Source organism: Rhizobium sp. BK379 (genome assembly GCF_014193955.1).
Taxonomy (GTDB): Bacteria; Pseudomonadota; Alphaproteobacteria; order Rhizobiales; family Rhizobiaceae; genus Rhizobium.
The window spans coordinates 221,778-245,504 of record NZ_JACIAD010000008.1; the positions used below are offsets into that span (position 1 = coordinate 221,778).

Genomic DNA, 23,727 nt, shown 5'->3' on the forward strand with positions numbered 1-23,727 from the left:
GCGGACAAAAAGAGCAATATGTCGATCAAAGCCAGCATCTATCATCTGACCCATTATCAATATGACAAACCGGTCCGCCTCGGCCCACAGATTATCCGCCTGAAGCCCGCCTCGCATTCGAAGACGCGGGTCCTGAGCAATTCGCTGAAGGTCACGCCGGCGAACCATTTCGTGAACCTGCAGCAGGATCCATACGGCAACTACCTCGCCCGCTTCGTCTTCCCCGACCCGGTGACCGAATTCAAGATCGAGGTCGATCTCGTTGCCGACATGACGGTTTACAATCCCTTCGACTTCTTCGTCGAAGAGGAAGCGACGATGTGGCCCTTCGACTATCCGGAAACGATCCGCGAAGACCTGTCGATATACATGAAGCCGGAAGAGCCCGGCCCGCGCCTGAAGGCCCTCCTCGAAACGCTCGACCGCTCGGAGCAGAAGACGGTCGACATGGTCGTCGGCTTGAACATGCGCCTGCAGCAGCAGATCGGCTATGTGATCCGCATGGAAGCCGGCGTCCAGACACCGGAAGAGACGCTCGAGACTGCCAAGGGCTCTTGCCGCGACACGAGCTGGCTGCTCGTCCAGATATTGCGCCACCTCGGCCTCGCCACCCGCTTCGTCTCCGGTTATCTCATCCAGCTGACCCCGGACCTCAAGGCCCTCGATGGGCCATCCGGCACGGAATATGATTTTACCGACCTTCATGCCTGGGCCGAAGTCTATCTTCCCGGCGCCGGCTGGATAGGGCTTGACCCGACCTCGGGCCTCTTGACCGGTGAGAGCCATATCCCGCTTGCCGCCACCCCGCATTTCCGCAATGCCGCGCCGATCTCGGGTGGCTATTTCGGCGAAGCCGAGACCGAATTCGCGTTCGACATGAAGGTTGCCCGCGTCGCCGAGCATCCGCGCATCACCAAGCCCTTTTCCGACGACGCCTGGGACGAACTCAACGAGCTTGGCGAAAAGGTCGACCGCATCCTCGAAGCCGAAGATGTGCGCCTTACCATGGGTGGCGAGCCGACCTTTGTCTCCATCGACGATTTCCAGTCTGATGAATGGAACACCGAAGCCGTCGGCCCGACGAAACGCGAAAAGGCGGATGCCTTGATCCGCCGGCTGCGCACCCGTTTTGCTCCAAATGGCTTCCTGCACTACGGCCAGGGCAAGTGGTATCCGGGCGAAAGCCTGCCGCGCTGGACCTTCTCGCTGTACTGGCGCAAGGATGGCCTGCCGATCTGGTCGAATGACAATCTCGTTGCCACCGAGGGCCGCAACTATCAGGTCAACGAGGATGATGCCGGCCGGCTGCTGACTGCGATTGCCGGCGAACTCGATCTTTCGCCCGACTATGTCACACCGGCCTTCGAAGACCCCGCCGAATGGCTGATCAAGGAAGCGAGCCTACCCGAAAACGTTGATCCTTCGAACTCCAAGCTGGAGAATGCAGAGGAGCGCAGCCGTATCGCCCGCGTCTTCGATCGCGGGCTGACCCGTCCGACCGGCTACGTTCTGCCCGTTCAGGCGTGGAACGCGCGCGCCACCGGTCGCAGCTGGACGAGCGAGAAATGGTCGACACGGCGCGGCCGGATCTTCCTCATGCCGGGCGATAGTCCGGTCGGCTACCGCCTTCCGCTCAACTCCCTCGCCTATATCCCGCCGTCGCAATATCCCTACATCAATCCGCTCGACCCCTTTGTGCAGCGGCCCGAACTACCGGATTTCGTACGAGATAGCGGGAGAGCGTTGCAGGCCGCACACTTCCAGCCTTTCACCGGCCAGCAACCGACCATGCCGCAGTCGGCCAGCGAAATTGGCGGACACATTCGTACCGCCCTTTCCGTCGAGCCGCGCGATGGCCGCCTCTGCGTATTCATGCCACCAACCGAGACGCTCGAAGATTATCTCGATCTCATCGCCTCGACCGAACGCGCCGCCGCCGCTCTCGGCCTTGCCGTCCATATCGAAGGTTATGCGCCGCCACAGGATGAGCGCATCAACGTCATCCGCGTGGCGCCCGATCCTGGCGTCATCGAGGTCAACATTCACCCTTCCTCGACCTGGAAGGAGACGGTGGACATCACCACCGCCATTTACGAGGAAGCGCGAGAGAGCCGCCTCGGCGCCGACAAGTTCATGATCGACGGCCGCCACACCGGCACCGGCGGCGGCAATCACGTCGTCGTCGGCGGCAGCAATCCGAACAACAGTCCGTTCCTGCGCCGTCCGGACCTGCTGAAAAGCCTGGTGTTGCACTGGCAGCGCCATCCGTCGCTCTCTTATCTCTTCTCCGGCCTCTTCATCGGCCCGACCAGCCAGGCGCCACGCATCGACGAAGCCCGTCACGACAGTCTCTACGAACTGGAAATCGCGCTGGCGCAGATCCCCGCTCCCGGACGCGGCCTGCAGCCCCTGCCCTGGCTCGTCGATCGCCTGTTCCGCAACCTGCTGATCGACGTGACCGGAAATACCCATCGCGCCGAAATCTGCATTGACAAGCTCTTCTCCCCCGACGGCCCGACCGGCCGCCTCGGCCTCGTCGAATTTCGTGGCTTCGAAATGCCGCCGAATGCCCGCATGTCGCTCGCCCAGCAATTGCTGGTGCGGGCACTCATCGCCCGCTTCTGGACGAATCCGGCCGAAGGCAGGTTCGTGCGCTGGGGCACGTCACTGCATGACCGTTTCATGCTGCCAAACTATGTCTGGCAGGACTTCCTCGATGTGCTCTCGGACCTTCGTGAAAACGGGTTCGATCTCAGCTCCGACTGGTTTAAGGCTCAACTCGAATTCCGCTTCCCCTTCTGCGGCGAAGTCGAATACGAGGGCTCGAAGCTGGAGTTGCGCCAGGCGCTGGAGCCCTGGCATGTCATGGGCGAACAAGGAGCGGTCGGCGGCACGGTGCGCTACGTCGATTCGTCCGTCGAACGCCTGCAGGTTCGCCTCGAATCCAGCAATGCCTCGCGCTACGCCGTCACCTGCAACGGGCGCATCGTACCGCTGACGCCGACGGGCACATCTGGCGTGTCGATCGCAGGCGTGCGTTTCAAGGCCTGGCAGCCGGCTTCCGGTTTACATCCCGTGCTGCCCGTGAATACGCCTTTGACTTTTGATATTTATGATACATGGTCGAAACGTTCGATTGGCGGCTGCATCTATCACGTTGCCCATCCGGGCGGGCGGAACTATGACACCTTCCCGGTCAACGGCAACGAGGCGGAAGCGCGCCGACTCGCCCGCTTCGAACCGTGGGGACACACGGCGGGCGGTTATATTCCGCGCGCCGAGACGGTCTCGCCTGAATTCCCGCTCACGCTGGATCTGAGGCGACCCGCTGGAATTTGAAGAAACTGGGTCTGATGGGCAAGAAGCCTGCATTGGAATTGAGGGACGAAATCGAGGAACGCGCCGGCGCGGGTGCGGCCTTCGACTATGCTCCCTTGCCCGGCATCGCCGACGAGATGGTGGACAACAGCGGCGCAATCCGCCCGGTCTGGCAGCGTTTCCTCGCCCATCTGAACCTTATGCCGGAAAAGGATCTGGCCGAGCGTTTCGCCCGCGCCGACCGCTACCTGCGTGATGCAGGCGTCTTCTATCGCGCCTACGGCGCCAAAGGCAGCGGCGAGCGCGCCTGGCCGCTCTCACACATTCCGGTTTTGATCGACGAGCGCGAATGGCAGGCTCTTTCGGCGGGCCTTGTGCAGCGCGCCAATCTCCTCGAAGCGATGGTTGCCGATATCTATGGCGACAACAAGCTCGTCGAGGAAGGCATTCTGCCACCCGCGCTCATCGCCGCCAATCCGGAATTTCAGCGGTCTCTGGTTGGCGTAAAGCCGGCGACCGGGCACTATCTGCATTTCTGCGCCTTCGAAATCGGTCGCGGCCCCGACGGCAACTGGTGGGTGCTCGCTGATCGCACGCAGGCGCCATCCGGCGCGGGCTTCGCGCTTGAAAACCGCGTGGCGACCACGCGATCCTTCTCCGACGTTTATGCCGAAACACCAGTTCACCGCCTCGCTTCCTTCTTCGGCGCCTTCCGCGACGCTCTGCAGACGATGAAACATTCGGGCGACGACCGCATCGCGGTTCTGACGCCCGGCCCGGCCAACGAGACTTATTACGAACACGCCTATATCGCCCGCTACCTCGGCTTCATGCTGCTGGAGGGGGAGGACCTGACTGTCGTCAACGGCCGTGTCATGGTTCGCACCGTCGCCGGCCTGAAGCCGATTGGCGTGCTCTGGCGGCGTCTCGATTCTGCCTATGCCGATCCGCTGGAGCTGAACCAGAACTCTCATATCGGCACGCCTGGCCTTGTCGAAGCGTTGCGCGCCGAAACCGTCACGATCGTCAATGCGCTCGGCACCGGTGTTTTGGAAACGCGTGCCCTGCTCGCCTTCATGCCCGCCGTCTGTCGCCAGTTGCTGGGCGAGGATCTTCGCCTGCCCTCCATTGCGACATGGTGGTGCGGCCAGAAGGACGAACGCGATCACGTGGCGGCCAACATCGAAAAGATGGTGATCGGCCCAGCCTATTCCCGTGCCCCCTTCTTCGATGATAGTGGCGAATCCGTTCTCGGCTCGTCGCTGCGCGCCACTGCGAAGACTTCGATCGCGGATTGGCTGACGAGCGACGGTGCAAAACTCGTCGGTCAGGAGGTCGTCACCCTCTCGACGACGCCAGCCTGGGTCAACGGTAAACTGACGCCCCGGCCGATGTCGTTGCGCGTATTCGCCGCCCGTACCCCCAACGGCTGGCAGATCATGCCCGGTGGCTTTGCCCGTATCGGCGCGGGAGACGATGCCGCCGCGATCGCAATGCAATCCGGCGGTGCTGCGGCCGACGTCTGGATCGTCAGCGACAAGCCGGTCGAGCGCCACACGCTCCTGCCCGCCGAAGGCAGCTTCACCCGCAACATGCCGGGCAGCCTGCCGAGCCGTGCCGCCGACAACCTCTTCTGGCTCGGCCGCTATATCGAGCGTGCCGAGGGAGCGCTGCGCATCCTGCGCGCCTGGCACGGACGCTACGCCGAAGCTGCCGACCCCAGCCAACCGCTGCTTGCAGACGTCACGCAATATCTTGCCGCCGTCGATATCGACACGACCGAGCCGGTGCCGGAATCGCTGCTGCGCAATATCGACAGCGCCGTCTATTCGGCGAGCAATATCCGTGACCGCTTCTCGCCGGACGGATGGCTGGCACTGAACGATCTCGCCAAGACTGCCCGCCGCTTCCACTCGACCATCCTGGCCGGCGACGATGCCAGTCATGCGATGACCATCCTGCTGCGCAAGCTCGCAGGCTTTGCCGGTCTCGTACATGAAAACATGTACCGCTTCACCGGCTGGCGCTTTCTCTCGCTTGGCCGATATATTGAACGCGGCCTGCATATGACACGGCTTCTCGGCCACATGTCCGGCCCGGAAGCACCCGATGGCGCGCTCGACATGCTGCTCGAAATCGGCGACAGCGTCATGACACATCGCCGGCGCTACAACGTTAATACTGCCCGGCTGACAGTCACCGATCTTCTGGCGCTCGATCCTCTTAATCCGCGCTCGATCCTCTTCCAGATGAACGAGATCCATCGCGAAGTCGAACAGCTTCCGAACGCCTTTATCAACGGCCAGATGTCGCCCTTCTACCGCGAGGCGATGCGGCTGCATTCCGGTCTGGCTGTCATGACCCCGGAGACGATGAACGGTGATGTCTACCACAGGCTCGAACGCGAGTTGGAACATCTCTCCGATCTCTTGGCGCAGACCTACCTCGGATGACGGCCGTGCTCTACGATCTCACCCTGCACATGGGCTACAGCTACGACACGCCGGCATCCGGCGCGCGCCATATCATGCGTCTCATGCCACTCTCGCTGACGAACCGGCAGCGGCTTGTCGCAGGCTCGATCAGCATTTCGCCGCAGCCGGACGAACAGTCGCATTTCGTCGATTTTTTTCAGCATCCGGCAACGTCCTTCCTGCTGCGCTCGCCGCATGAAACGCTCGATATCCGCATGCAGGCCCGCGTCCAGGTCGAAAGCCAGGTCATATCGGCGGATTTCTCGCCGTTGCTGGCGGATCTGCCGGACGAGGTCTCGGGGATCTGGTCGCTCGATCCTGAATCGCCCCACCATTTCCTTGGCGACAGTCCGCGCCTGACGGAAACCAAGGCGATCAGCGAATACGCAAAAAGCTGTGTCCAGCCATCGCTGACCGTCATGCAGATCGCCTATGCGCTTTGCGCCCGCATCAACAAGGATTTCACCTACGATCCGGAAGCGACGACCGTCGACACGACGCCGCTGGAGTCCTTCAAGTTGAAGCGCGGCGTCTGCCAGGACTTCACGCATGTCATGATCCTTGCGCTGCGCAGCCTCGGTATTCCCGCCGGTTATGTCTCCGGTTTCCTGCGCACCATCCCGCCGCCGGGCAAGGAGCGGTTGGAGGGCGCTGATGCCATGCATGCCTGGGTCCGCGTCTGGTGCGGCGAGATGGCCGGCTGGATCGAGCTCGATCCCACCAATAATATCCCCGCTGGAACCGACCATATCGTCGTCGCATATGGTCGCGACTATGCTGATGTCGCTCCCGTTATCGGTGTGCTCAAGAGCTATGGCAGCCAGCGTTCCGTGCAGGCAGTGGACGTAATTCCGCTCAAATAATCCCGAAACTGGAAAAAACAGCCAGTTGCCGACAATTTTACACACTGGCTTTAGCGGCCATTAAAGTCATCTGGTCCATGAAGAGCCTGATAGGGCTCCTTTGAACCGGTGGACATGATGAACACCCTGCATTCGCTTTTTGATCGCCTGCGGCGCGACCGTGGCGGCAATTTCGGTATCATGACGGCCATCCTGCTGCCTGTGCTTATCGGCACTGCGGGCCTGGCGATCGACTACTCGAATGCGATCCTCTCCAAACGTACGCTGCAGGAAGCCACGGATGCCGGCGCGCTGGCGGCCGCAACCGCACTTGCCAACGGAACGGCGACCAACGCCGCCGCAGCCGAGACCATAGCAAAGGATTTCGTCAGCGGTCAGATGGCCAATTATCTGGATACCTCGGCCATGGACAGCATCAAGGCCGGAACGAGCGTCAAGGTCGATACCAGCACGACAGCAACCAGCAAGAGCTATAAGGTAACGGTCAACAGCTCCTATGCGATCCCCACCACGCCGTTAATCGGCGTTCTCGGCTACAAGACAATGAATATCGGAGCCTCGAGTTCGACTTCGAGCGGCACCAGCGATACCAAGACTGCCCTCTCGATGGAACTTGTGCTCGACCAATCTGGGTCGATGGGCGACAAAACCTCAACTTGCGCCACCTATGATGGCACGAAATGCAAGACTTACGTCATTAAGATCGATGCATTGAAGAAAGCAGCCAGCGCTCTCTTCACGGCATTGAACACCGCCGATCCCGACCACAACCTCGTGCGGACCGGTGCGTATTCTTATAACAACGGCCTAATCTACAAAGATGCGAAAAAGACCCAGATTAAAAGCATGAGTGGCATGGTTTGGGGCACCGCTACGACCTCGACCTATGTTAACAGCATTACCGCAAGCGGCGGTACAGATGCGGCAGAGCCGATGAGGCAAGCGACTCTTTCAATTGCCAAAGCCTCGGACGGTTCGGATGTCGAGAGTCAAGCGCACGCAACCAAGGACAACAAAATCGTATCCCGCTATATTATCCTGATGACCGATGGCGAAATGACCGGCAACACAGGCGTATGGCAAAAGACATATGACCAAAATGTTCGTGACCAGTGCGACGCTACCAAGCTCGCGGGCATCAAGATTTTTACCGTCGCCTTTATGGCTCCGGACAAAGGCAAGCAACTGCTCCAATATTGTGCTTCGCCGGGCGGCAACTATTACGAAGCCGAAACAATGGAAAATCTGGTAGCTTCCTTTACCAGCATTGCAAAGGAAGCAACCAAAGCTCTTACCCTGCTTACAAACTGACCGCCGCAGTCATAATCTACCGCAGCAAAAAGCCGCTCCGGAACAAACCAGGGCGGCTTTTCGTTTAAACTTTATTCGGCCCATCAGATCGGGAAAACCGATTGAAATCAAGTCCCTTGGGCCTGTCGAATATGAAGGTTCCGCAAATTTTTCGTTTGCCCAATTCCCTTGTTGCAAGTGCGTGATAACGGTGCATAAACTGCCCTGTCGGTGCAAGCGACAAATCGATTGAATCAGGCGTAAGATACTGTAACCAAATCAAAATTGGCGAGACCTGACATGAATACTGTTTCGAAGCCGACCATCCTCTCCCCAGCTCCGCGCAGTTCCCGGCCAGAAATCCTCGCTGAGGAAATTATCGAGCGTCTGACCTACCGCATCGGCAAGGATGCCAAGGTCGCAAAGCCGCATGACTGGCTGACCGCAACCATTCTGGTGGTGCGTGACCGCATCATCGACAAGTGGATGGAATCCACCCGCAAGGTCTACGAGACTGGCGCCAAGCGCGTCTATTACATGTCGCTCGAATTCCTGATCGGCCGCCTGATGCGCGATGCCGTGTCCAACCTCAACCTTATGGAAGAGGTTCGCGATGCGCTGGCGTCGCTCGGCGTCGATGTCACCGTCATTGCGGGCCTCGAGCCCGATGCAGCCCTCGGCAATGGCGGTCTCGGCCGTCTCGCCGCCTGTTTCATGGAATCGATGGCCACTGTTGACGTGCCGGCCTATGGCTACGGCATCCGCTACGTTCACGGCCTTTTCCGCCAGCAGATGGCGGACGGCTGGCAGGTAGAGCTCCCCGAAAACTGGCTTGCGCACGGCAATCCCTGGGAATTCGAGCGCCGCGAAAGCGCCTATGAAGTCGGATTCGGCGGATCGATCGAAGTCATTGCCGGTCATGATGAACAGCCGCGCTATGTCTGGAAGCCGGCCGAGCGTGTCATCGCAGCAGCCTTCGACACGCCTGTCGTCGGCTGGCGCGGCAAGCGCGTCAATACGCTTCGCCTCTGGTCGGCACAGCCGATCGACCCGATCCTGCTCGACGCTTTCAACGCCGGCGACCACATCGGCGCGCTGCGCGAGAGCAACAAGGCCGAAAGCCTGACCCGTGTGCTCTATCCTGCAGACGCAACGCCTGCCGGTCAGGAACTGCGCCTGCGCCAGGAATATTTCTTCTCGTCGGCCTCGCTGCAGGACATCCTTCGCCGTCACCTGCAACAGTATGACGACTTCACCTCGCTGCCGGACAAGGTCGCGATCCAGCTCAACGATACCCATCCGGCAGTCTCCGTCGCTGAACTGACCCGCCTGCTCTGCGACGTGCACGGCATGGACTTCGATACGGCCTGGGATATCACTCGCCGTACCTTCTCCTACACCAATCACACGCTTCTTCCTGAAGCGCTGGAAAGCTGGCCGGTTCCGCTCTTCGAGCGCTTGCTGCCGCGCCACATGCAGATCATCTACGCGATCAACGCCAAGATCCTGATCGAAGCGCGCAAGGCGCGCAATTTCTCCGATACGGAAATCCGCTCGATCTCGCTGATCGACGAGAACGGTGATCGTCGCGTACGCATGGGCAACCTCGCTTTCGTCGGCTCACACTCGATCAACGGCGTCTCGGCGCTGCACACCGACCTGATGAAGGTCACGGTCTTTGCAGACCTGCACAAACTCTACCCTGACCGCATCAACAACAAGACCAACGGCATTACACCTCGCCGCTGGCTGCAACAGTGCAATCCGGGTCTCACCAATCTGGTGCGCGAAGCGATCGGCGATGAATTCCTCGATGACGCCGGAAAGCTGCGTGCACTCGACAAATTTGCCACGGACCCGAGCTTCCAACAAAAATTCGCCGCCGTGAAGCGCGCCAACAAGGTGGCGCTATCCAATCTCGTCGCCAGCCGCATGGGCGTGAAGCTCGATCCGTCTGCCATGTTCGACATCCAGATTAAGCGCATCCACGAATACAAGCGCCAGCTCCTCAATATCGTCGAAGCCGTTGCGCTCTACGATCAGATCCGCTCGCATCCGGAGCTGGACTGGGTGCCGCGTGTAAAACTCTTTGCCGGCAAGGCGGCACCAAGCTATTACAACGCCAAGCTCATCATCAAGCTCATCAACGACGTCGCCCGTACCATCAACAGCGACCCGTCGGTCCGCGGCCTGCTGAAAGTCGTTTTCGTGCCGAACTACAATGTCTCGCTTGCGGAAGTCATGGTCCCGGCCGCCGACCTTTCCGAGCAGATCTCGACGGCCGGCATGGAGGCATCAGGCACCGGCAACATGAAGTTCGGCCTGAATGGCGCGCTGACGATCGGCACGCTCGACGGCGCCAATGTCGAGATGCGCGACAATGTCGGCGAGGACAATATCGTCATCTTCGGCCTGCAGGCCGATGAAGTCGCCAAGATCCGCAGCGAGGGCCACAATCCCCGTGCGATCATCGAAGGTTCGCGTGAGCTGTCGCAGGCGCTGGCCGCCATCAGCTCCGGCGTTTTCTCTCCCGATGACCGCAACCGCTACACCGGCCTCATCGACGGCATCTATTCCCACGACTGGTTTATGGTCGCCGGCGATTTCGATGCCTATGCTGCCGCCCAGCGCGAGGTCGACCAGATCTGGACCAACCAGTCCTCCTGGTACCAGAAGACGATCAACAATACGGCGCGGATGGGCTGGTTCTCGTCCGACCGCACGATCCGGCAATATGCAGACGAGATCTGGAGAGCTTGATGAAGCCGCCGAAAGCTGCCCCTGAAGTGAAGCTTCCCTGGGAAATTTCGGCAGACGAAATCGCGGCAATCTTCAGTGGATCGCATGCCAATCCCTTTGCCGTCCTGGGCGTGCACCAGGCCGGCGACACCTTCATCACCAGGTGCTTCCTTCCAGGCGCTGAAGCTGTCACGGCAATGACGCTGGATGGAACACCGATCGGCGAGCTCCATCAGCTCCATCCTGACGGTGTTTTCGGCGGGCAGATTTCCGTGACAAAACTCCAGCCCGTTCGTTATCGCGCCCGGCGCGCCGACGCCGAATGGGCAGTGACGGACCCATACAGCTTCGGCCCTGTACTCGGGCCGATGGACGATTACTACGCCAGGCAGGGTTCGCATCTCCGGCTCTTCGACAAGATGGGCGCCCATCGCATCAAGCATGAAGGCGGGACCGGCATCCATTTTGCCGTCTGGGCACCGAACGCCCAGCGCGTTTCCGTCGTCGGCGATTTCAACAATTGGGACGGACGACGTCATGTCATGCGCTTCCGTTCCGACAGCGGCATCTGGGAAATCTTTGCTCCCGATGTTCCGCTTGGCGTTCCCTACAAATTCGAAATCCGCGGTCAGGATGGCGTCCTTCTGCCGTTGAAGGCGGACCCCTTCGCCCGCCGCAGCGAACTTCGTCCGAAGACGGCCTCGGTGACGGCTGCCGAACTGGTGCAGGATTGGCAGGACGAGGAGCATCTGAAGCACTGGCGCGAAACCGACAAGCGCCGGCAACCGATCAGTATCTACGAGGTGCACGCGGGCTCCTGGCAGCGCCGGCAGGACGGCTCCATGCTGTCCTGGGACGAACTTGCCTCGAGCCTCATCCCCTATTGTGTCGACATGGGCTTTACCCATATCGAATTCCTGCCGATCACCGAACACCCCTATGACCCCTCCTGGGGCTACCAGACGACTGGCCTTTACGCGCCGACCGCCCGCTTCGGCGAGCCGGAAGGTTTTGCCCGTTTCGTCAACGGCTGTCACAAGGTTGGCATCGGCGTCATACTTGATTGGGTGCCCGCACATTTCCCGACCGACGAACATGGTCTGGGCTGGTTCGACGGTACCGCGCTTTACGAACACGCCGACCCGCGAAAGGGCTTTCATCCGGACTGGAACACGGCGATCTACAATTTCGGGCGCACCGAAGTCGTCTCCTACCTCGTCAACAATGCGCTCTACTGGGCCGAGAAATTCCATCTCGACGGCCTGCGTGTCGATGCGGTCGCATCGATGCTCTACCTCGACTATTCGCGCAAGCACGGCGAATGGATCCCGAACGAGTATGGCGGCAATGAAAACCTGGAAGCGGTCCGCTTCCTGCAGAATCTCAATACCCGCATCTACGGCGAGCATCCCGGTGTCATGACCATCGCGGAGGAATCGACGTCCTGGCCGAAGGTGTCCCAGCCGGTCCACGAAGGCGGCCTCGGCTTCGGCTTCAAGTGGAACATGGGCTTCATGCACGACACGCTGAGCTACATGAGCCGCGATCCCATCCATCGCAGGCATCACCATAATGAGCTGACCTTCGGCCTGCTCTATGCCTATTCGGAGAATTTCGTCCTGCCGCTGTCGCATGATGAAGTCGTGCACGGCAAGGGTTCGCTGATCGCCAAGATGCCCGGCGACGACTGGCAGAAATTCGCAAATCTGCGCGCCTACTATGCCTTCATGTGGGGTTATCCCGGCAAGAAGCTGCTCTTCATGGGGCAGGAATTCGCTCAATGGGCCGAATGGAGCGAAAACAAATCGCTCGACTGGAACCTGCTGCAATATCGCATGCACGAAGGCATGCGTCGCCTGGTGCGCGACCTCAACTTCACCTACCGCAGCAAGGCAGCACTCCACGCCCGCGACTGTGAGGGCGACGGCTTCGAATGGCTGATTGCGGACGATTACGAGAACTCTGTCTTTGCCTGGCTGCGCAAGGCGCCCGGCCAGAAGCCTGTCGTCGTCATCAGCAACCTTACACCTGTCTATCGCGAGAACTATTCGATCCGGCTGCCTTCGCCGGGGCGCTGGCGGGAAATCCTCAATACCGATGCCGACATCTATGGGGGCAGCGGAAAAGGCAATGGCGGGCGCGTGCAGGCCGTCGATGCCGGCGGCGAGATAAGCTGCTCGATAACCCTGCCGCCGCTGGCGACGATCATGCTTGAACCTGAGAATTAGTGACTGGTGGGAGGAGAAAATGGTAGAAAAACGCATTCAGCCACTTGCCCGCGATGCAATGGCCTATGTTCTGGCCGGCGGTAGGGGAAGTCGCCTCAAGGAACTGACGGACCGGCGCGCCAAGCCAGCCGTCTATTTCGGCGGCAAGGCGCGCATCATCGACTTCGCATTGTCCAATGCCTTGAATTCCGGCATCCGCCGTATCGGCGTCGCCACGCAGTACAAGGCGCATTCGCTGATCCGCCATATGCAGCGCGGCTGGAACTTCTTCCGTCCGGAACGAAATGAAAGCTTCGATATCCTGCCAGCCTCCCAGCGCGTCTCCGAGACGCAATGGTATGAAGGCACCGCCGACGCCGTCTATCAGAACATCGATATTATCGAGGATTACGGCGTCGAATACATGGTCATCCTTGCCGGCGACCATGTCTACAAGATGGACTACGAATACATGCTCCAGCAGCATGTCGATTCCGGCGCTGATGTAACGATCGGCTGCCTGGAAGTACCGCGCATGGAAGCGGTCGGATTCGGCGTCATGCATGTCAACGAGAAGGACGAGATCTTCGCCTTCATCGAAAAGCCGGCGGACCCGCCGGGCATTCCTGACAAACCGGATTTCGCGCTGGCCTCGATGGGCATCTACGTCTTCCGCACGAAGTTCCTGCTCGATCTGTTGCGCCGCGATGCGGCCGACCCGACCTCGAGCCGAGACTTTGGCAAGGACATTATCCCTTACATCGTCAAGAACGGTAAGGCCGTTGCTCATCGCTTCGCCAAGTCCTGCGTGCGTTCGGATTTCGAGCACGAGCCCTACTGGCGCGACGTAGGGACGATCGACGCCTATTGGCAGGCCAATATCGACCTGACGGCCATCGTCCCCGCTCTCGATATCTATGACAAGTCCTGGCCGATCTGGACCTATGCCGAGATCACTCCACCGGCGAAATTCGTCCATGACGACGAAGACCGCCGCGGCTCGGCAACCTCGTCCGTCGTCGCCGGCGACTGCATCATCTCAGGCGCAAGTCTCAACCGGAGCCTTCTCTTCACCGGTGTCAGGGCCAATTCCTTCTCCAAGCTGGACGGAGCGGTCATTCTGCCCAATGTGAAGATCGGCCGGCGCGCGCAGCTCAAGAACGTTGTGATCGACCACGGTGTCGTCATCCCGGAAGGTCTTGTCGTTGGCGAGGACCCAGAACTCGACGCACGGCGCTTCAGACTGACGGAAAGCGGCATTTGCCTGATCACGCAACCGATGATCGACAAGCTGGATATCTGACTTATGAAAGTTCTTTCGGTCTCGTCCGAAGTCTTCCCTTTGATCAAGACAGGGGGCCTTGCCGATGTGGCAGGCGCCCTGCCCATAGCCCTCAAATCCTTCGGCGTTGAAACCAAGACCCTCATGCCCGGCTATCCCAGCGTCATGAAGATGCTGCAGAACCCGGTCGTCCGCCTGGAGCTTCCGGATCTGCTCGGCCAGCCGGCAAGAATATTGGAGGTGGAGCATCAGGGTCTCGATATCCTCGTGCTTGACGTTCCAGCCTATTACGACCGCCCCGGCGGTCCCTATCTCGATACGACTGGCAAGGATCATCCGGACAACTGGCGCCGTTTTGCCGCCCTGTCGCTGGCAGGCTCCGAGATCGCCGCAGGTCTGCTGCCGGGCTGGCGGCCTGATCTCGTGCATGCTCATGACTGGCAGGCCGCGCTGGTGCCGGTCTATATGCGCTATTACCCGACGCCCGAGCTGCCGAGCATCCTGACGATCCACAATATTGCCTTCCAGGGTCAATTTGGCGCCGACATCTTCCCCGGCTTGCGTCTGCCGCTTCATGCCTTTGCCACCGAAAGTATAGAATACTACGGCACCGTCGGCTTCCTGAAGGGTGGCCTGCAGACCGCCACGGCCCTCACCACGGTCAGCCCCTCCTATGCCGATGAAATCCTGACCTCTGAATTCGGCATGGGACTGGAAGGTGTCATCGCCAGCCGCCGCGACGTGTTGCATGGCATTGTCAACGGCATCGACGCCGACATCTGGAATCCGGCGACCGATCCGGTCGTCCACACGCATTACGGCCCGACGACGCTGAAAAATCGGCTCGAAAACCGCAGATCGATCGAGGAATTCTTCCATCTCGACCATGACGATGCGCCGATCTTCTGCGTCATCAGCCGCCTGACCTGGCAGAAGGGCATGGATCTTGTCGCAAGCACTGCCGACAGGATCGTCGCACTCGGCGGCAAGCTCGTGGTGCTGGGATCCGGCGAGGCAGCCCTCGAAGGCGCGCTGCTGGCCGCCGCCCATCGTAATCCCGGTCGTATCGGCGTTTCCATCGGCTACAACGAGCCGATGTCGCACCTCATGCAGGCTGGCTGCGACGCGATCATCATACCCTCGCGCTTCGAGCCTTGCGGTCTCACCCAGCTCTATGGACTGCGTTACGGCTGCGTGCCGATCGTGGCGCGCACCGGCGGTCTCAACGACACCGTCATCGACGCCAACCATGCCGCACTTGCGGCAAAGGTGGCGACAGGCATACAATTCGCACCCGTAAACGAAGAAAGCATGCTACAGGCACTGCGCCGCGCCATGCACCTTTACGCGGATCAAAAAGTCTGGACCCAATTGCAAAAGCAAGGCATGAAGTCGGATGTCTCTTGGGAGAAGAGCGCCGAACGTTATGTTGCCCTGTATTCAAGCCTCGTCTCGAAAGGCATGTGAGCTAAAATGATCAAGTCCGTTCCCTCCACGCCCTATCAGGACCAGAAACCCGGCACCTCGGGTCTGCGCAAGAAGGTTCCCGTCTTCAAGCAGCCGAACTATGCGGAGAACTTCATCCAGTCGATCTTCGATTCACTGGAAGGCTATCAGGGCAAGTGCTTGGTCATCGGCGGCGACGGACGCTACTACAATCGCGAAGTCATCCAGAAGGCGATCAAGATGGCCGCCGCCAATGGCTTCGGCAAGGTCATGGTGGGCAAGGGCGGCATTCTTTCGACACCGGCAGCCTCTCACATCATCCGCAAGTACAAGGCTTTCGGCGGCATCATTCTCTCGGCCAGTCATAACCCTGGTGGCCCGACCGAAGACTTCGGCATCAAATACAACGTCAACAATGGCGGCCCGGCGCCGGAAAAGATCACCGACGCGATCTTTGCCCGCTCCAAGGTGATCGACAGCTACAAGATTGCCGATTTCGCCGACGTCAACATCGATCGCATCGGCAAGGAAGAGCTGCCGGGTGGAACGATCCTCTCGGTTATCGACCCGGTCGAAGACTATGCCGCGCTGATGGAAGAACTCTTCGATTTCGGCGCGATCCGTAATCTCATCAGCCTTGGCTTCCGCATCGCCTTCGATGCCATGAGCGCCGTAACTGGCCCCTATGCCAAGGAGATCTTCGAGAACCGTCTCGGCTCTCCCTCGGGCTCCGTTCGCAATTTCATGCCACTGCCGGATTTTGGCGGCCATCATCCGGATCCGAACCTCGTTCATGCCAAGGAGCTCTACGACGAGATGATGGGTGAGGATGCGCCCGATTTCGGCGCCGCATCCGACGGCGACGGCGACCGCAACCTCATTATCGGCCGCGGCATCTTCGTAACCCCGTCCGACAGTCTTGCGATCCTTGCTGCGAATGCCAATCTGGCGCCCGGCTATTCCGGCGGCCTCGCCGGTATCGCACGCTCCATGCCGACATCGGGCGCGGCCGACCGCGTGGCTGAAAAGCGCGGCATCGGCATTTACGAGACCCCGACCGGCTGGAAATTCTTCGGCAACCTGCTCGACGCCGGCATGGCGACGATCTGCGGCGAAGAAAGCGCCGGCACCGGTTCGAACCATGTCCGCGAGAAGGACGGTCTCTGGGCCGTCCTGCTATGGCTGAACGTTCTGGCCGTACGCGGTGAAAGCGTGCAGGACATCGTGACCCAGCATTGGCAGACTTACGGCCGCAATTACTATTCCCGTCATGACTATGAAGGTGTCGACAGCGATGCCGCAAACGGCCTGGTGGACAATCTGCGCGCCCAGCTTTCTACGCTGCCCGGGAAGACGTTCGGCGATCTGACCGTCGAAAAAGCAGATGATTTCGCCTATCACGATCCGGTCGACAAATCGGTCAGCGAACATCAGGGTATCCGCGTCCTGTTTGCGGGCGGCTCCCGCGTGGTCTTCCGCCTTTCCGGCACCGGCACGTCTGGCGCAACCCTTCGCGTCTATATCGAGCGCTATGAGCCGGATTCGACTCGCCATAATATCGAAACGCAGGAAGCGCTCGCGGATCTGATCGCGGCCGCCGAAAGCATCGCAAACATTCGTGAGCGCACGGGACGCAACGAGCCGACCGTGATCACCTGATCCCGGGGGGCATATGGGGGGCAACAGTTCCGCGCAGGGCGGCGCCATCGTTTTCGAAACAGGCGTTGAATTTTCTGTCTGGTCGCATCATGCAGCGCAGATTGATCTCTGCCTCTTCGACGATGCCGACAAGGAATATGCAAGGCTCCCCATGGCCCGCGACAGCGACCATGTTTTCCGCCTTTTCGTCGATGGATTGAAGGAAGGCGCCCGCTACGGCTACCGGGCGGATGGTATCTATGCTCCGGACAACGGCCTCTGGTTCGACCCTTCAAAACTGCTGATCGATCCCTATGCCAAGGCAGTCGACGGGCCATTCCACTACGATCCGCGTCTTGGCATCTTCGGTGAAGATACGCAGCATCTGATACCGAAGTCGGTCGTCACCAAGGACGCGCCTGTCAAGATTCAAAAGCCGCTCTTCAAACAGGGCGGCTTTATTTACGAGGTGGCCGTCAAGCCCTTCACCATACTGCATCCGGACGTGCCGGAAGCTCAGCGCGGCACGGTCGCCGCCCTTGCCCATCCCTCCGTCGTCGCTCATCTGAAACGCATCGGCGTCGATGCCGTCGAGCTTATGCCCATCACCGCCTGGATCGACGAGCGCCATCTGCCGCCGCTTGGACTGACGAATGGCTGGGGCTACAATCCTGTTGCCTTCATGGCGCTGGACCCGCGTATCGTGCCAGGAGGTATCGCGGAACTGAGCGACACCGTGGCGAAGCTGCATGAGGAAGGTATCGCCGTCATCCTCGACCTGGTTTTCAACCATACGGGCGAAAGCGACCGCTACGGCACGACGCTGTCACTGCGCGGCCTCGACAATCTCAGCTACTATCGCTACGTGGCGGATCGGCCATCCGTGCTCGTCAACGATACCGGCACCGGCAATACGGTTGCTTGCGACCATCCCCATGTCCAGCGGCTCATCATCGACAGCCTGCGCCATTTCGTCCGCAATGCTGGCATCGACGGCTTCCGCTTCGATCTGGCTCCGGTTCTCGGCCGCACGGCAAACGGTTTCGACCGAAACGGAACGCTGGCTGCAATTCTCGCCGACGATCTGCTCGGCGATCGCATCATGATTGCCGAGCCCTGGGATATCGGTCCAAGCGGCTATCAGCTCGGCAACTTTCCGGCACCGTTCCACGAATGGAACGACCGTGCCCGCGATGACGTCAGGTGCTATTGGCGCGGTGATGATTGGAAGACTGGTTCACTCGCGACTGTGCTCGCCGGCTCGTCGAACATCTTCTCGGCCAATGGCGAAACAGAAACCCGCAGTGTCAATTTCCTCGCCGCCCATGACGGTTTCACGCTCATGGACCTCGTGTCGTACAACGGCAAGCACAACGAGGCGAACGGTGAGAACAATCGCGACGGCCACAACGAGAACCATTCCTGGAACAACGGCGTCGAAGGCGAAACCGCCTATCCTGTCATCCGTGAACGCCGCAAGGCTGATGTCAGGGCGCTGATCTCCACCCTCTTTGCCAGCCGCGGCAGCATCATGCTGACGGCCGGAGACGAAGGTGGTCGCACGCAGCATGGCAACAACAATGCCTATTGTCAGGACAACGAGATCACCTGGGTCGACTGGAAGCAGCTGGACGAGGGCCTGATCGCCCACACAGCCTTCGTCGCAGCGCTTCGCCACCGCTTCTCGGTCTTCTCCGACCTGGGCTTCTTCTCCGGTAACGGCGATGTGGAATGGATTTCGCTCTCCGGCGAGCCGATGACAACAGGCGAATGGGAAACGCCGTCTTTCTCCACCCTCGGCATGATCCTTGCGACCGAGGATCGCTCCAGCCGCAAACAGACCCGCCTCGCCGTCCTGTTCAATCGCTCAGAACAACACCAAGTCTTTACGCTTCCCTCAGCCGGCGAAGCAAACTGGCGGCAGCTTGTACCGGACGGTGCGCGAAAAGTCGGCGGCCGCGCTACCGTTGAACCACGTTCTGTCGCCTTTTTCGTGGAAAATTGATCCACGAAACACGCCAGTGCGAATCATTATCGCAATCGTCATGAATGCGCGATAAGGCTTTGCGGCTACGGCTTTTTACGAGGAATGCATGGTCATGGATATTTCGCTCTCGGAGGTCCGGGGGCTGGTCGGCACGGAAACAGGATTGTCTGACTGGATCCTTGTCGATCAGGAGATGATCGATGCCTTTGCCGGAGCAACCAGCGACCATCAGTTCATTCACGTCGATCCTGTTCGCGCTGCAGCCGAAAGTCCTTTCGGCGGAACCATCGCCCACGGCTTCCTGACGCTCTCGCTGTTGTCGACGATGAATTACAATTGCTTGCCCAAAGTGCGCGAGCAGACGATGGGCATCAACTACGGTTTCGATAAGATCCGCTTCATGTCGCCGGTCAGGAGTGGCACCCGCATTCGCGGCCACTTCGTGCTCGCGGACGCCCGCTTTCGCGGCGCCGGCATGCTGATGACGACCTATGATGTCTCGATCGAAATCGAAAACGAAAAGAAGCCGGCACTGACCGCCCGTTGGATCACCATCATCCAGTTCGACCCGAAAGACCGGCCGGAAGACGCCTAGGTTCTTTGCGGGTCTTAGTGGCTCGCATCCTCTGCGCCTTCGGCGAGCAGTCCAAAAACATACTCCGAAAACGACCGCCAGCATTCCACCCGGAACGTATCGTCCTCGGTGCGGAAGAGCACGATCTCGGCCTTGCCGAAGATTGTCCGCGAGCAAGCGCCCACCGGGAAAATCTCCAGAGAGAGATCCTGCGGGCAGCCGGCCGACAGCGTCACCTCGGCACCCGGCCCGGAAACAATGATACCCACATTGCGGTGAGAAACATCGACCACCGAATGAAGAGTATCCGCGCCGGAAAGAAGCGACAGAAGATCCGAGCCGGCCTCGTCGATAACAAGCCACTCGTCCGGTCCCAGCCAGAGCGCCGAACGTCCTCCGGCACTGCCGGAGGTCTTGGGTGCTGTCGGCAAAGTCACCCCCAGCGCAGAAGACAGCGCGGATACGGATTCGGCCGGCGCACGCAGCGCAATGCGGGTCGCGACTGGTGCTACCGTCAGGCGCACCGTCGCCGAACCGGCAAGGAGACCGGAGAGAGCCGGCTTGCGAATTGCGACCTCAGCCATGGATACGGCCTCCTTCCTTGTCAAAAAACACCAGATCCGTCACCTCGACCGGAATGGTCCGATCCGGCATCGGCACGTAAAGCGTTTCGCCCACCAGATTGCGGCCACCTTCGACCAACGCAAAAGCAATCGAACGACCGCAATTTTCAGACCAGTAGGCCGATGTTACGTGGCCGAGCATCTTCATCGGCTTCGGCTGGTTCGGGTTGGCGACAATCTGCGCCCCCTCCTCCAGCACCAGCTTCGCATCCTTTGTCGCGAGACCGACGAGCTGCTTGCGCCCTTCCTTGACGAGATCAGGTCGCTTCAGCCCACGAATGCCGACAAAATCCGCTTTCTTCTTGGAGACCGCCCAGGAGAGGCCAGCGTCATCGGGCGTCACCGTGCCATCCGTATCCTGGCCGACGATGATATAGCCCTTTTCCGCGCGAAGGACATGCATGGTCTCCGTGCCGTAGACGCAGGCGCCGAGCGGCTCCGCATTGGCCCAGACCGCTTCCAGCACCGACTGCCCGTAATCGGCTGGCACATTGATTTCGAAGCCTGTTTCACCGGTGAAGGAGACACGGAAGAGACGCGCCGGAACGCCCGCCACCTTGCACTCGGCCACACTCATGTGCGGGAAGGCCTCGTTGGAAATATCAAGCCCTTCGACCAGAGGCGCGACGATCTCACGTGCTTTCGGTCCTTGCACTGCGATAACAGCCCATTGCTCTGTGACAGAGGTCAGCCAAACCTTCAGATGCGGGAATTCCGTCTGCAGATAGTCTTCCATGTGGTTGAGAACACGCGGCGCCCCACCGGTCGTGGTCGTGACATGGAAACGGTCATCGGCGAGACGACCGACGACGCCGTCGTCATAAACGAAACCATCCTCGCGCAGCATGATGCCATAGCGGCATTTGCCAGGTTTCAGCGTGTCCCAGGCATTGGTGTACATGAGGTTCATGAATTCGGCGGCATCCGGTCCGACGATCTCGATCTTGCCGAGCGTCGAGGCATCAAAGATGCCGGCGACCTCACGCGCCGTGCGGCACTCGCGGGCAACCGCCTGATGCATCGTTTCACCGGCACGCGGATAGAACCAGGCGCGCTTCCAGTTGCCGACATCCTCGAAGACTGCGCCCTTGGCTTCCTCCCAGCCATGCAGCGGAGTCTTGCGCGTAGGGTCAAACAGCGGCCCACGCGAATGCGCGATCAGTGCACCATAGGTCACCGGCGTATAGGGCGCGCGGAAGGTGGTGAGGCCGACCTGCGGAATATCCTTGCCGAGCGTTTCTGCGGCAATGGCCAGACCATGCATGTTGGACAGCTTGCCTTGGTCGGAGGCCATGCCGTTCGTCGTAAAGCGCTTGATGTGCTCGATCGAATGCATGCCTTCGCGTACCGCAAGGCGGATATCCTTGGCGCAGACATCATGCTGGAAGTCGATGAACGCCTTGGCGTTCGTCTCCGGTCCGGCCCCTTCGGCAGCACCAATCATGCCGCCCGTCCAGTCGAACGCCTGTTCGACGGAAACACCGATGTTGCTGCCGGTCTTTTTGCCGACGGCCTGCGCCATCAGTTCACCGGCGGCGAGCGATTCCTCGACGGTCTGCTGCAGTCCATCCGTACCGTTGCAGGCGCCCACGGAAAGGCAGTCCTGCGCATAGGTGCCGGGCAGGAAACGCTGCGTCTCGGCATCGAAGGCAACCTTGCCGCGCGACTGTGAGAAAAGATGCACGGAGGGTGTCCATCCGGCGCAGACGAGCAGCGCGTCAACGCTGATCTTGCGCGGTGACCCGCCGCCGTTGCGCGCGACCGTCATCGAAGAAATGCGCAGCGCACCCGACGTATTGACGACCGACTGGCCGGTCAGAACATCGATGCCGAGCGCACGGGCTTCAGCGAGCACTGCAGCACCCGGCGCCTGCCTGACATCGACGATCGCGGCAATCGAAATGCCCGCTCGTTTCAGGTCGAAAGCAGCCTCGTAGGCAGAGTCATGGGCCGTATAAACGCCGACCGTCTGGCCGACGGCAACACCATAGTGATTGAGATACATCCGCCCGGCCGAAGCGAGCATGATGCCGGGGCGATCGTTGTTCGGGAACACCATGTGCCGCTCAATGGCACCCGTCGCCAGGATGACGCGCTTGGCGCGGACCTGCCAGAGCCGTTCGCGCGGCAGATCGCGGCCGGGGCGGGCGATATGATCCGTGACGCGTTCGACAAGGCCGACGAAGTTGTGGTTGTAGTAACCGAAGGCCGTGGTGCGCGTCAGGACCTCGACATTCTCTATGGCCTTCAGCCGGGCAAGGGTCTTCTGCACCCAGGCGTAACCATCAAGCCCATCCACCTTCACGCCGGCATCGAAGCGTAACGCGCCGCCGGCTTCCGCCTGCTCGTCGCAAAGCACGACTTTCGCGCCGGCTTCCGCAGCGGCCAATGCCGCCGAAAGGCCGGCAATGCCGGCACCGACGACCAGCACGTCGCAATGGGCGTAGCGGCCGGCGTAGTGATCCGGATCATCCTCAGTCGGCGCGACACCAAGACCTGCAGCACGGCGGATCATCGGCTCGTAGACGCGCTTCCAGGCGGCCCGCGGCCACATGAAGGTCTTGTAGTAGAAACCCGCGGCGAAGAAGGGCGAAAACAGGTTATTGACCGCACCGACATCGAAGGAAAGCGACGGCCAACGGTTTTGCGACTTCACGATCATGCCGTCGAAGACTTCCTGCACGGTTGCCCGCACATTCGGCTGCTTGCGGGCGCTGTCGCGCGCGACATCGATCAGCGCATTCGGCTCCTCGGCGCCCGCCGAAAGAATGCCGCGCGCGCGATGATATTTGAACGAACGCCCGACAAGGTGCACACCGTGGGCAATCAGGGCCGAGGCGACGGTATCGCCTTCGAGCGCCGTATAGCTCTTGCCATCGAAGGTAAAACGCGCAGTCCTCGCGGGCGTCAGCCGGCCCTTGCCGACGATACGGTTCGCGCCGCTCATTGCGCCTCTCCTTCAACAGCTTCATAGGTCTCGACCGGTGCATGCGGCTCGGCCGCTGCGCCGATCTCAGGCTTCGGTTCGCCGGCCTTGTAGGTCATGATGAACTTGTCGCTCACAGTATCGCGTGCCGCATTGAAGAAGCGCCCGCAACCATGCATGTGGCGCCAACGTTCGAAAATCAGGCCTTTCGGGTTATCGCGCAGGAAGAAATATTCCTCGAACTCTTCATCCGAGATCGAAGCGATATTGGTCGGCCGGGCGATATGGGCGTCGCCGGCACCCCGGAATTCGAGCTCCGAGCGCTCTTCCTGACAGTAAGGGCAGTAGATCAGCAGCATG

At 60.3% G+C, this 23,727-nt stretch carries 14 protein-coding genes; 11 read left to right on the forward strand and 3 right to left on the reverse strand.

What is annotated here, in order from left to right:
* The first annotated feature begins 18 nt into the window (after positions 1 to 18).
* From FHT93_RS29215 to FHT93_RS29265, 11 genes are all read left to right on the forward strand, one after another.
* Positions 19 to 3,339 (forward strand): transglutaminase family protein, encoded by a 3,321-nt coding sequence (locus FHT93_RS29215; RefSeq protein ID WP_183850734.1) that lies wholly within the window; start codon positions 19 to 21, stop codon positions 3,337 to 3,339.
* Between the two features lie 14 nt (positions 3,340 to 3,353).
* Positions 3,354 to 5,771: a circularly permuted type 2 ATP-grasp protein gene (locus FHT93_RS29220; protein WP_183850736.1), complete on the forward strand. Its 2,418-nt coding sequence runs from the start codon at positions 3,354 to 3,356 to the stop codon at positions 5,769 to 5,771.
* Entirely contained in the window at positions 5,768 to 6,655 is an 888-nt protein-coding gene (locus FHT93_RS29225; protein ID WP_112968775.1) for a transglutaminase family protein, read from the forward strand. Before FHT93_RS29220 ends, FHT93_RS29225 begins: the two co-directional genes overlap by 4 nt.
* 117 nt (positions 6,656 to 6,772) lie before the next feature.
* Entirely contained in the window at positions 6,773 to 7,966 is a 1,194-nt protein-coding gene (locus FHT93_RS29230) for a TadE/TadG family type IV pilus assembly protein (protein WP_113015566.1), read from the forward strand.
* 279 nt (positions 7,967 to 8,245) lie between these two features.
* Positions 8,246 to 10,705 carry a glycogen/starch/alpha-glucan phosphorylase gene (locus FHT93_RS29235; protein WP_113015495.1) on the forward strand — a complete coding sequence of 820 codons (2,460 nt, stop codon included), beginning with the start codon at positions 8,246 to 8,248 and terminating at the stop codon, positions 10,703 to 10,705.
* The gene (gene glgB / locus FHT93_RS29240) at positions 10,705 to 12,912 is read left to right on the forward strand and encodes a 1,4-alpha-glucan branching protein GlgB (protein ID WP_113204547.1); all 2,208 of its coding nucleotides are present in this window, start codon (positions 10,705 to 10,707) and stop codon (positions 12,910 to 12,912) included. The genes FHT93_RS29235 and glgB overlap by 1 nt, the downstream gene beginning before the upstream one ends.
* Positions 12,913 to 12,931: 19 nt before the next feature.
* Positions 12,932 to 14,194 carry a glucose-1-phosphate adenylyltransferase gene (gene glgC, locus FHT93_RS29245; protein ID WP_112544185.1) on the forward strand — a complete coding sequence of 421 codons (1,263 nt, stop codon included), beginning with the start codon at positions 12,932 to 12,934 and terminating at the stop codon, positions 14,192 to 14,194.
* Positions 14,195 to 14,197: 3 nt separating this feature from the next.
* Positions 14,198 to 15,640 (forward strand): glycogen synthase GlgA, encoded by a 1,443-nt coding sequence (gene glgA / locus FHT93_RS29250; protein WP_183850738.1) that lies wholly within the window; start codon positions 14,198 to 14,200, stop codon positions 15,638 to 15,640.
* Positions 15,641 to 15,646: 6 nt separating this feature from the next.
* Complete coding sequence (locus tag FHT93_RS29255; protein ID WP_183850740.1) at positions 15,647 to 17,278, forward strand: alpha-D-glucose phosphate-specific phosphoglucomutase; 1,632 nt, start codon at positions 15,647 to 15,649, stop codon at positions 17,276 to 17,278.
* A gap of 13 nt (positions 17,279 to 17,291) precedes the next feature.
* Positions 17,292 to 19,262: a glycogen debranching protein GlgX gene (glgX, locus tag FHT93_RS29260; RefSeq protein ID WP_183850742.1), complete on the forward strand. Its 1,971-nt coding sequence runs from the start codon at positions 17,292 to 17,294 to the stop codon at positions 19,260 to 19,262.
* Positions 19,263 to 19,350: 88 nt separating this feature from the next.
* The gene (locus tag FHT93_RS29265; protein WP_112968770.1) at positions 19,351 to 19,839 is read left to right on the forward strand and encodes a MaoC family dehydratase; all 489 of its coding nucleotides are present in this window, start codon (positions 19,351 to 19,353) and stop codon (positions 19,837 to 19,839) included.
* A gap of 14 nt (positions 19,840 to 19,853) precedes the next feature.
* Here FHT93_RS29265 and FHT93_RS29270 read toward each other — a convergent pair whose 3' ends face one another.
* The 3 genes from FHT93_RS29270 to FHT93_RS29280 are packed head-to-tail and all read right to left on the reverse strand — an operon-like array spanning position 19,854 to position 23,726.
* On the reverse strand, positions 19,854 to 20,402 hold the full coding sequence (locus tag FHT93_RS29270; protein WP_183850744.1) for a sarcosine oxidase subunit gamma: 549 nt from the start codon (positions 20,400 to 20,402) through the stop codon (positions 19,854 to 19,856).
* On the reverse strand, positions 20,395 to 23,388 hold the full coding sequence (locus tag FHT93_RS29275; protein ID WP_183850746.1) for a sarcosine oxidase subunit alpha: 2,994 nt from the start codon (positions 23,386 to 23,388) through the stop codon (positions 20,395 to 20,397). The genes FHT93_RS29270 and FHT93_RS29275 overlap by 8 nt, the downstream gene beginning before the upstream one ends.
* Complete coding sequence (locus tag FHT93_RS29280) at positions 23,385 to 23,726, reverse strand: sarcosine oxidase subunit delta (protein WP_112544212.1); 342 nt, start codon at positions 23,724 to 23,726, stop codon at positions 23,385 to 23,387. Before FHT93_RS29280 ends, FHT93_RS29275 begins: the two co-directional genes overlap by 4 nt.
* Position 23,727 lies beyond the last annotated feature (1 nt).

What these genes read in the sequence shown, in the direction of transcription:
- glgB (WP_113204547.1), top strand. Translation starts at nt 10,705, where the DNA reads ATGAAGCCGCCGAAAGCTGCCCCTGAAGTGAAGCTTCCCTGGGAAATT.
- FHT93_RS29235 (WP_113015495.1), top strand. Translation starts at nt 8,246, where the DNA reads ATGAATACTGTTTCGAAGCCGACCATCCTCTCCCCAGCTCCGCGCAGT.
- FHT93_RS29275 (WP_183850746.1), bottom strand. Translation starts at nt 23,388, where the DNA reads ATGAGCGGCGCGAACCGTATCGTCGGCAAGGGCCGGCTGACGCCCGCG.
- FHT93_RS29220 (WP_183850736.1), top strand. Translation starts at nt 3,354, where the DNA reads ATGGGCAAGAAGCCTGCATTGGAATTGAGGGACGAAATCGAGGAACGC.
- FHT93_RS29225 (WP_112968775.1), top strand. Translation starts at nt 5,768, where the DNA reads ATGACGGCCGTGCTCTACGATCTCACCCTGCACATGGGCTACAGCTAC.
- FHT93_RS29255 (WP_183850740.1), top strand. Translation starts at nt 15,647, where the DNA reads ATGATCAAGTCCGTTCCCTCCACGCCCTATCAGGACCAGAAACCCGGC.
- glgA (WP_183850738.1), top strand. Translation starts at nt 14,198, where the DNA reads ATGAAAGTTCTTTCGGTCTCGTCCGAAGTCTTCCCTTTGATCAAGACA.
- glgX (WP_183850742.1), top strand. Translation starts at nt 17,292, where the DNA reads ATGGGGGGCAACAGTTCCGCGCAGGGCGGCGCCATCGTTTTCGAAACA.
- FHT93_RS29215 (WP_183850734.1), top strand. Translation starts at nt 19, where the DNA reads ATGTCGATCAAAGCCAGCATCTATCATCTGACCCATTATCAATATGAC.
- glgC (WP_112544185.1), top strand. Translation starts at nt 12,932, where the DNA reads ATGGTAGAAAAACGCATTCAGCCACTTGCCCGCGATGCAATGGCCTAT.
- FHT93_RS29230 (WP_113015566.1), top strand. Translation starts at nt 6,773, where the DNA reads ATGAACACCCTGCATTCGCTTTTTGATCGCCTGCGGCGCGACCGTGGC.
- FHT93_RS29270 (WP_183850744.1), bottom strand. Translation starts at nt 20,402, where the DNA reads ATGGCTGAGGTCGCAATTCGCAAGCCGGCTCTCTCCGGTCTCCTTGCC.
- FHT93_RS29280 (WP_112544212.1), bottom strand. Translation starts at nt 23,726, where the DNA reads ATGCTGCTGATCTACTGCCCTTACTGTCAGGAAGAGCGCTCGGAGCTC.
- FHT93_RS29265 (WP_112968770.1), top strand. Translation starts at nt 19,351, where the DNA reads ATGGTCATGGATATTTCGCTCTCGGAGGTCCGGGGGCTGGTCGGCACG.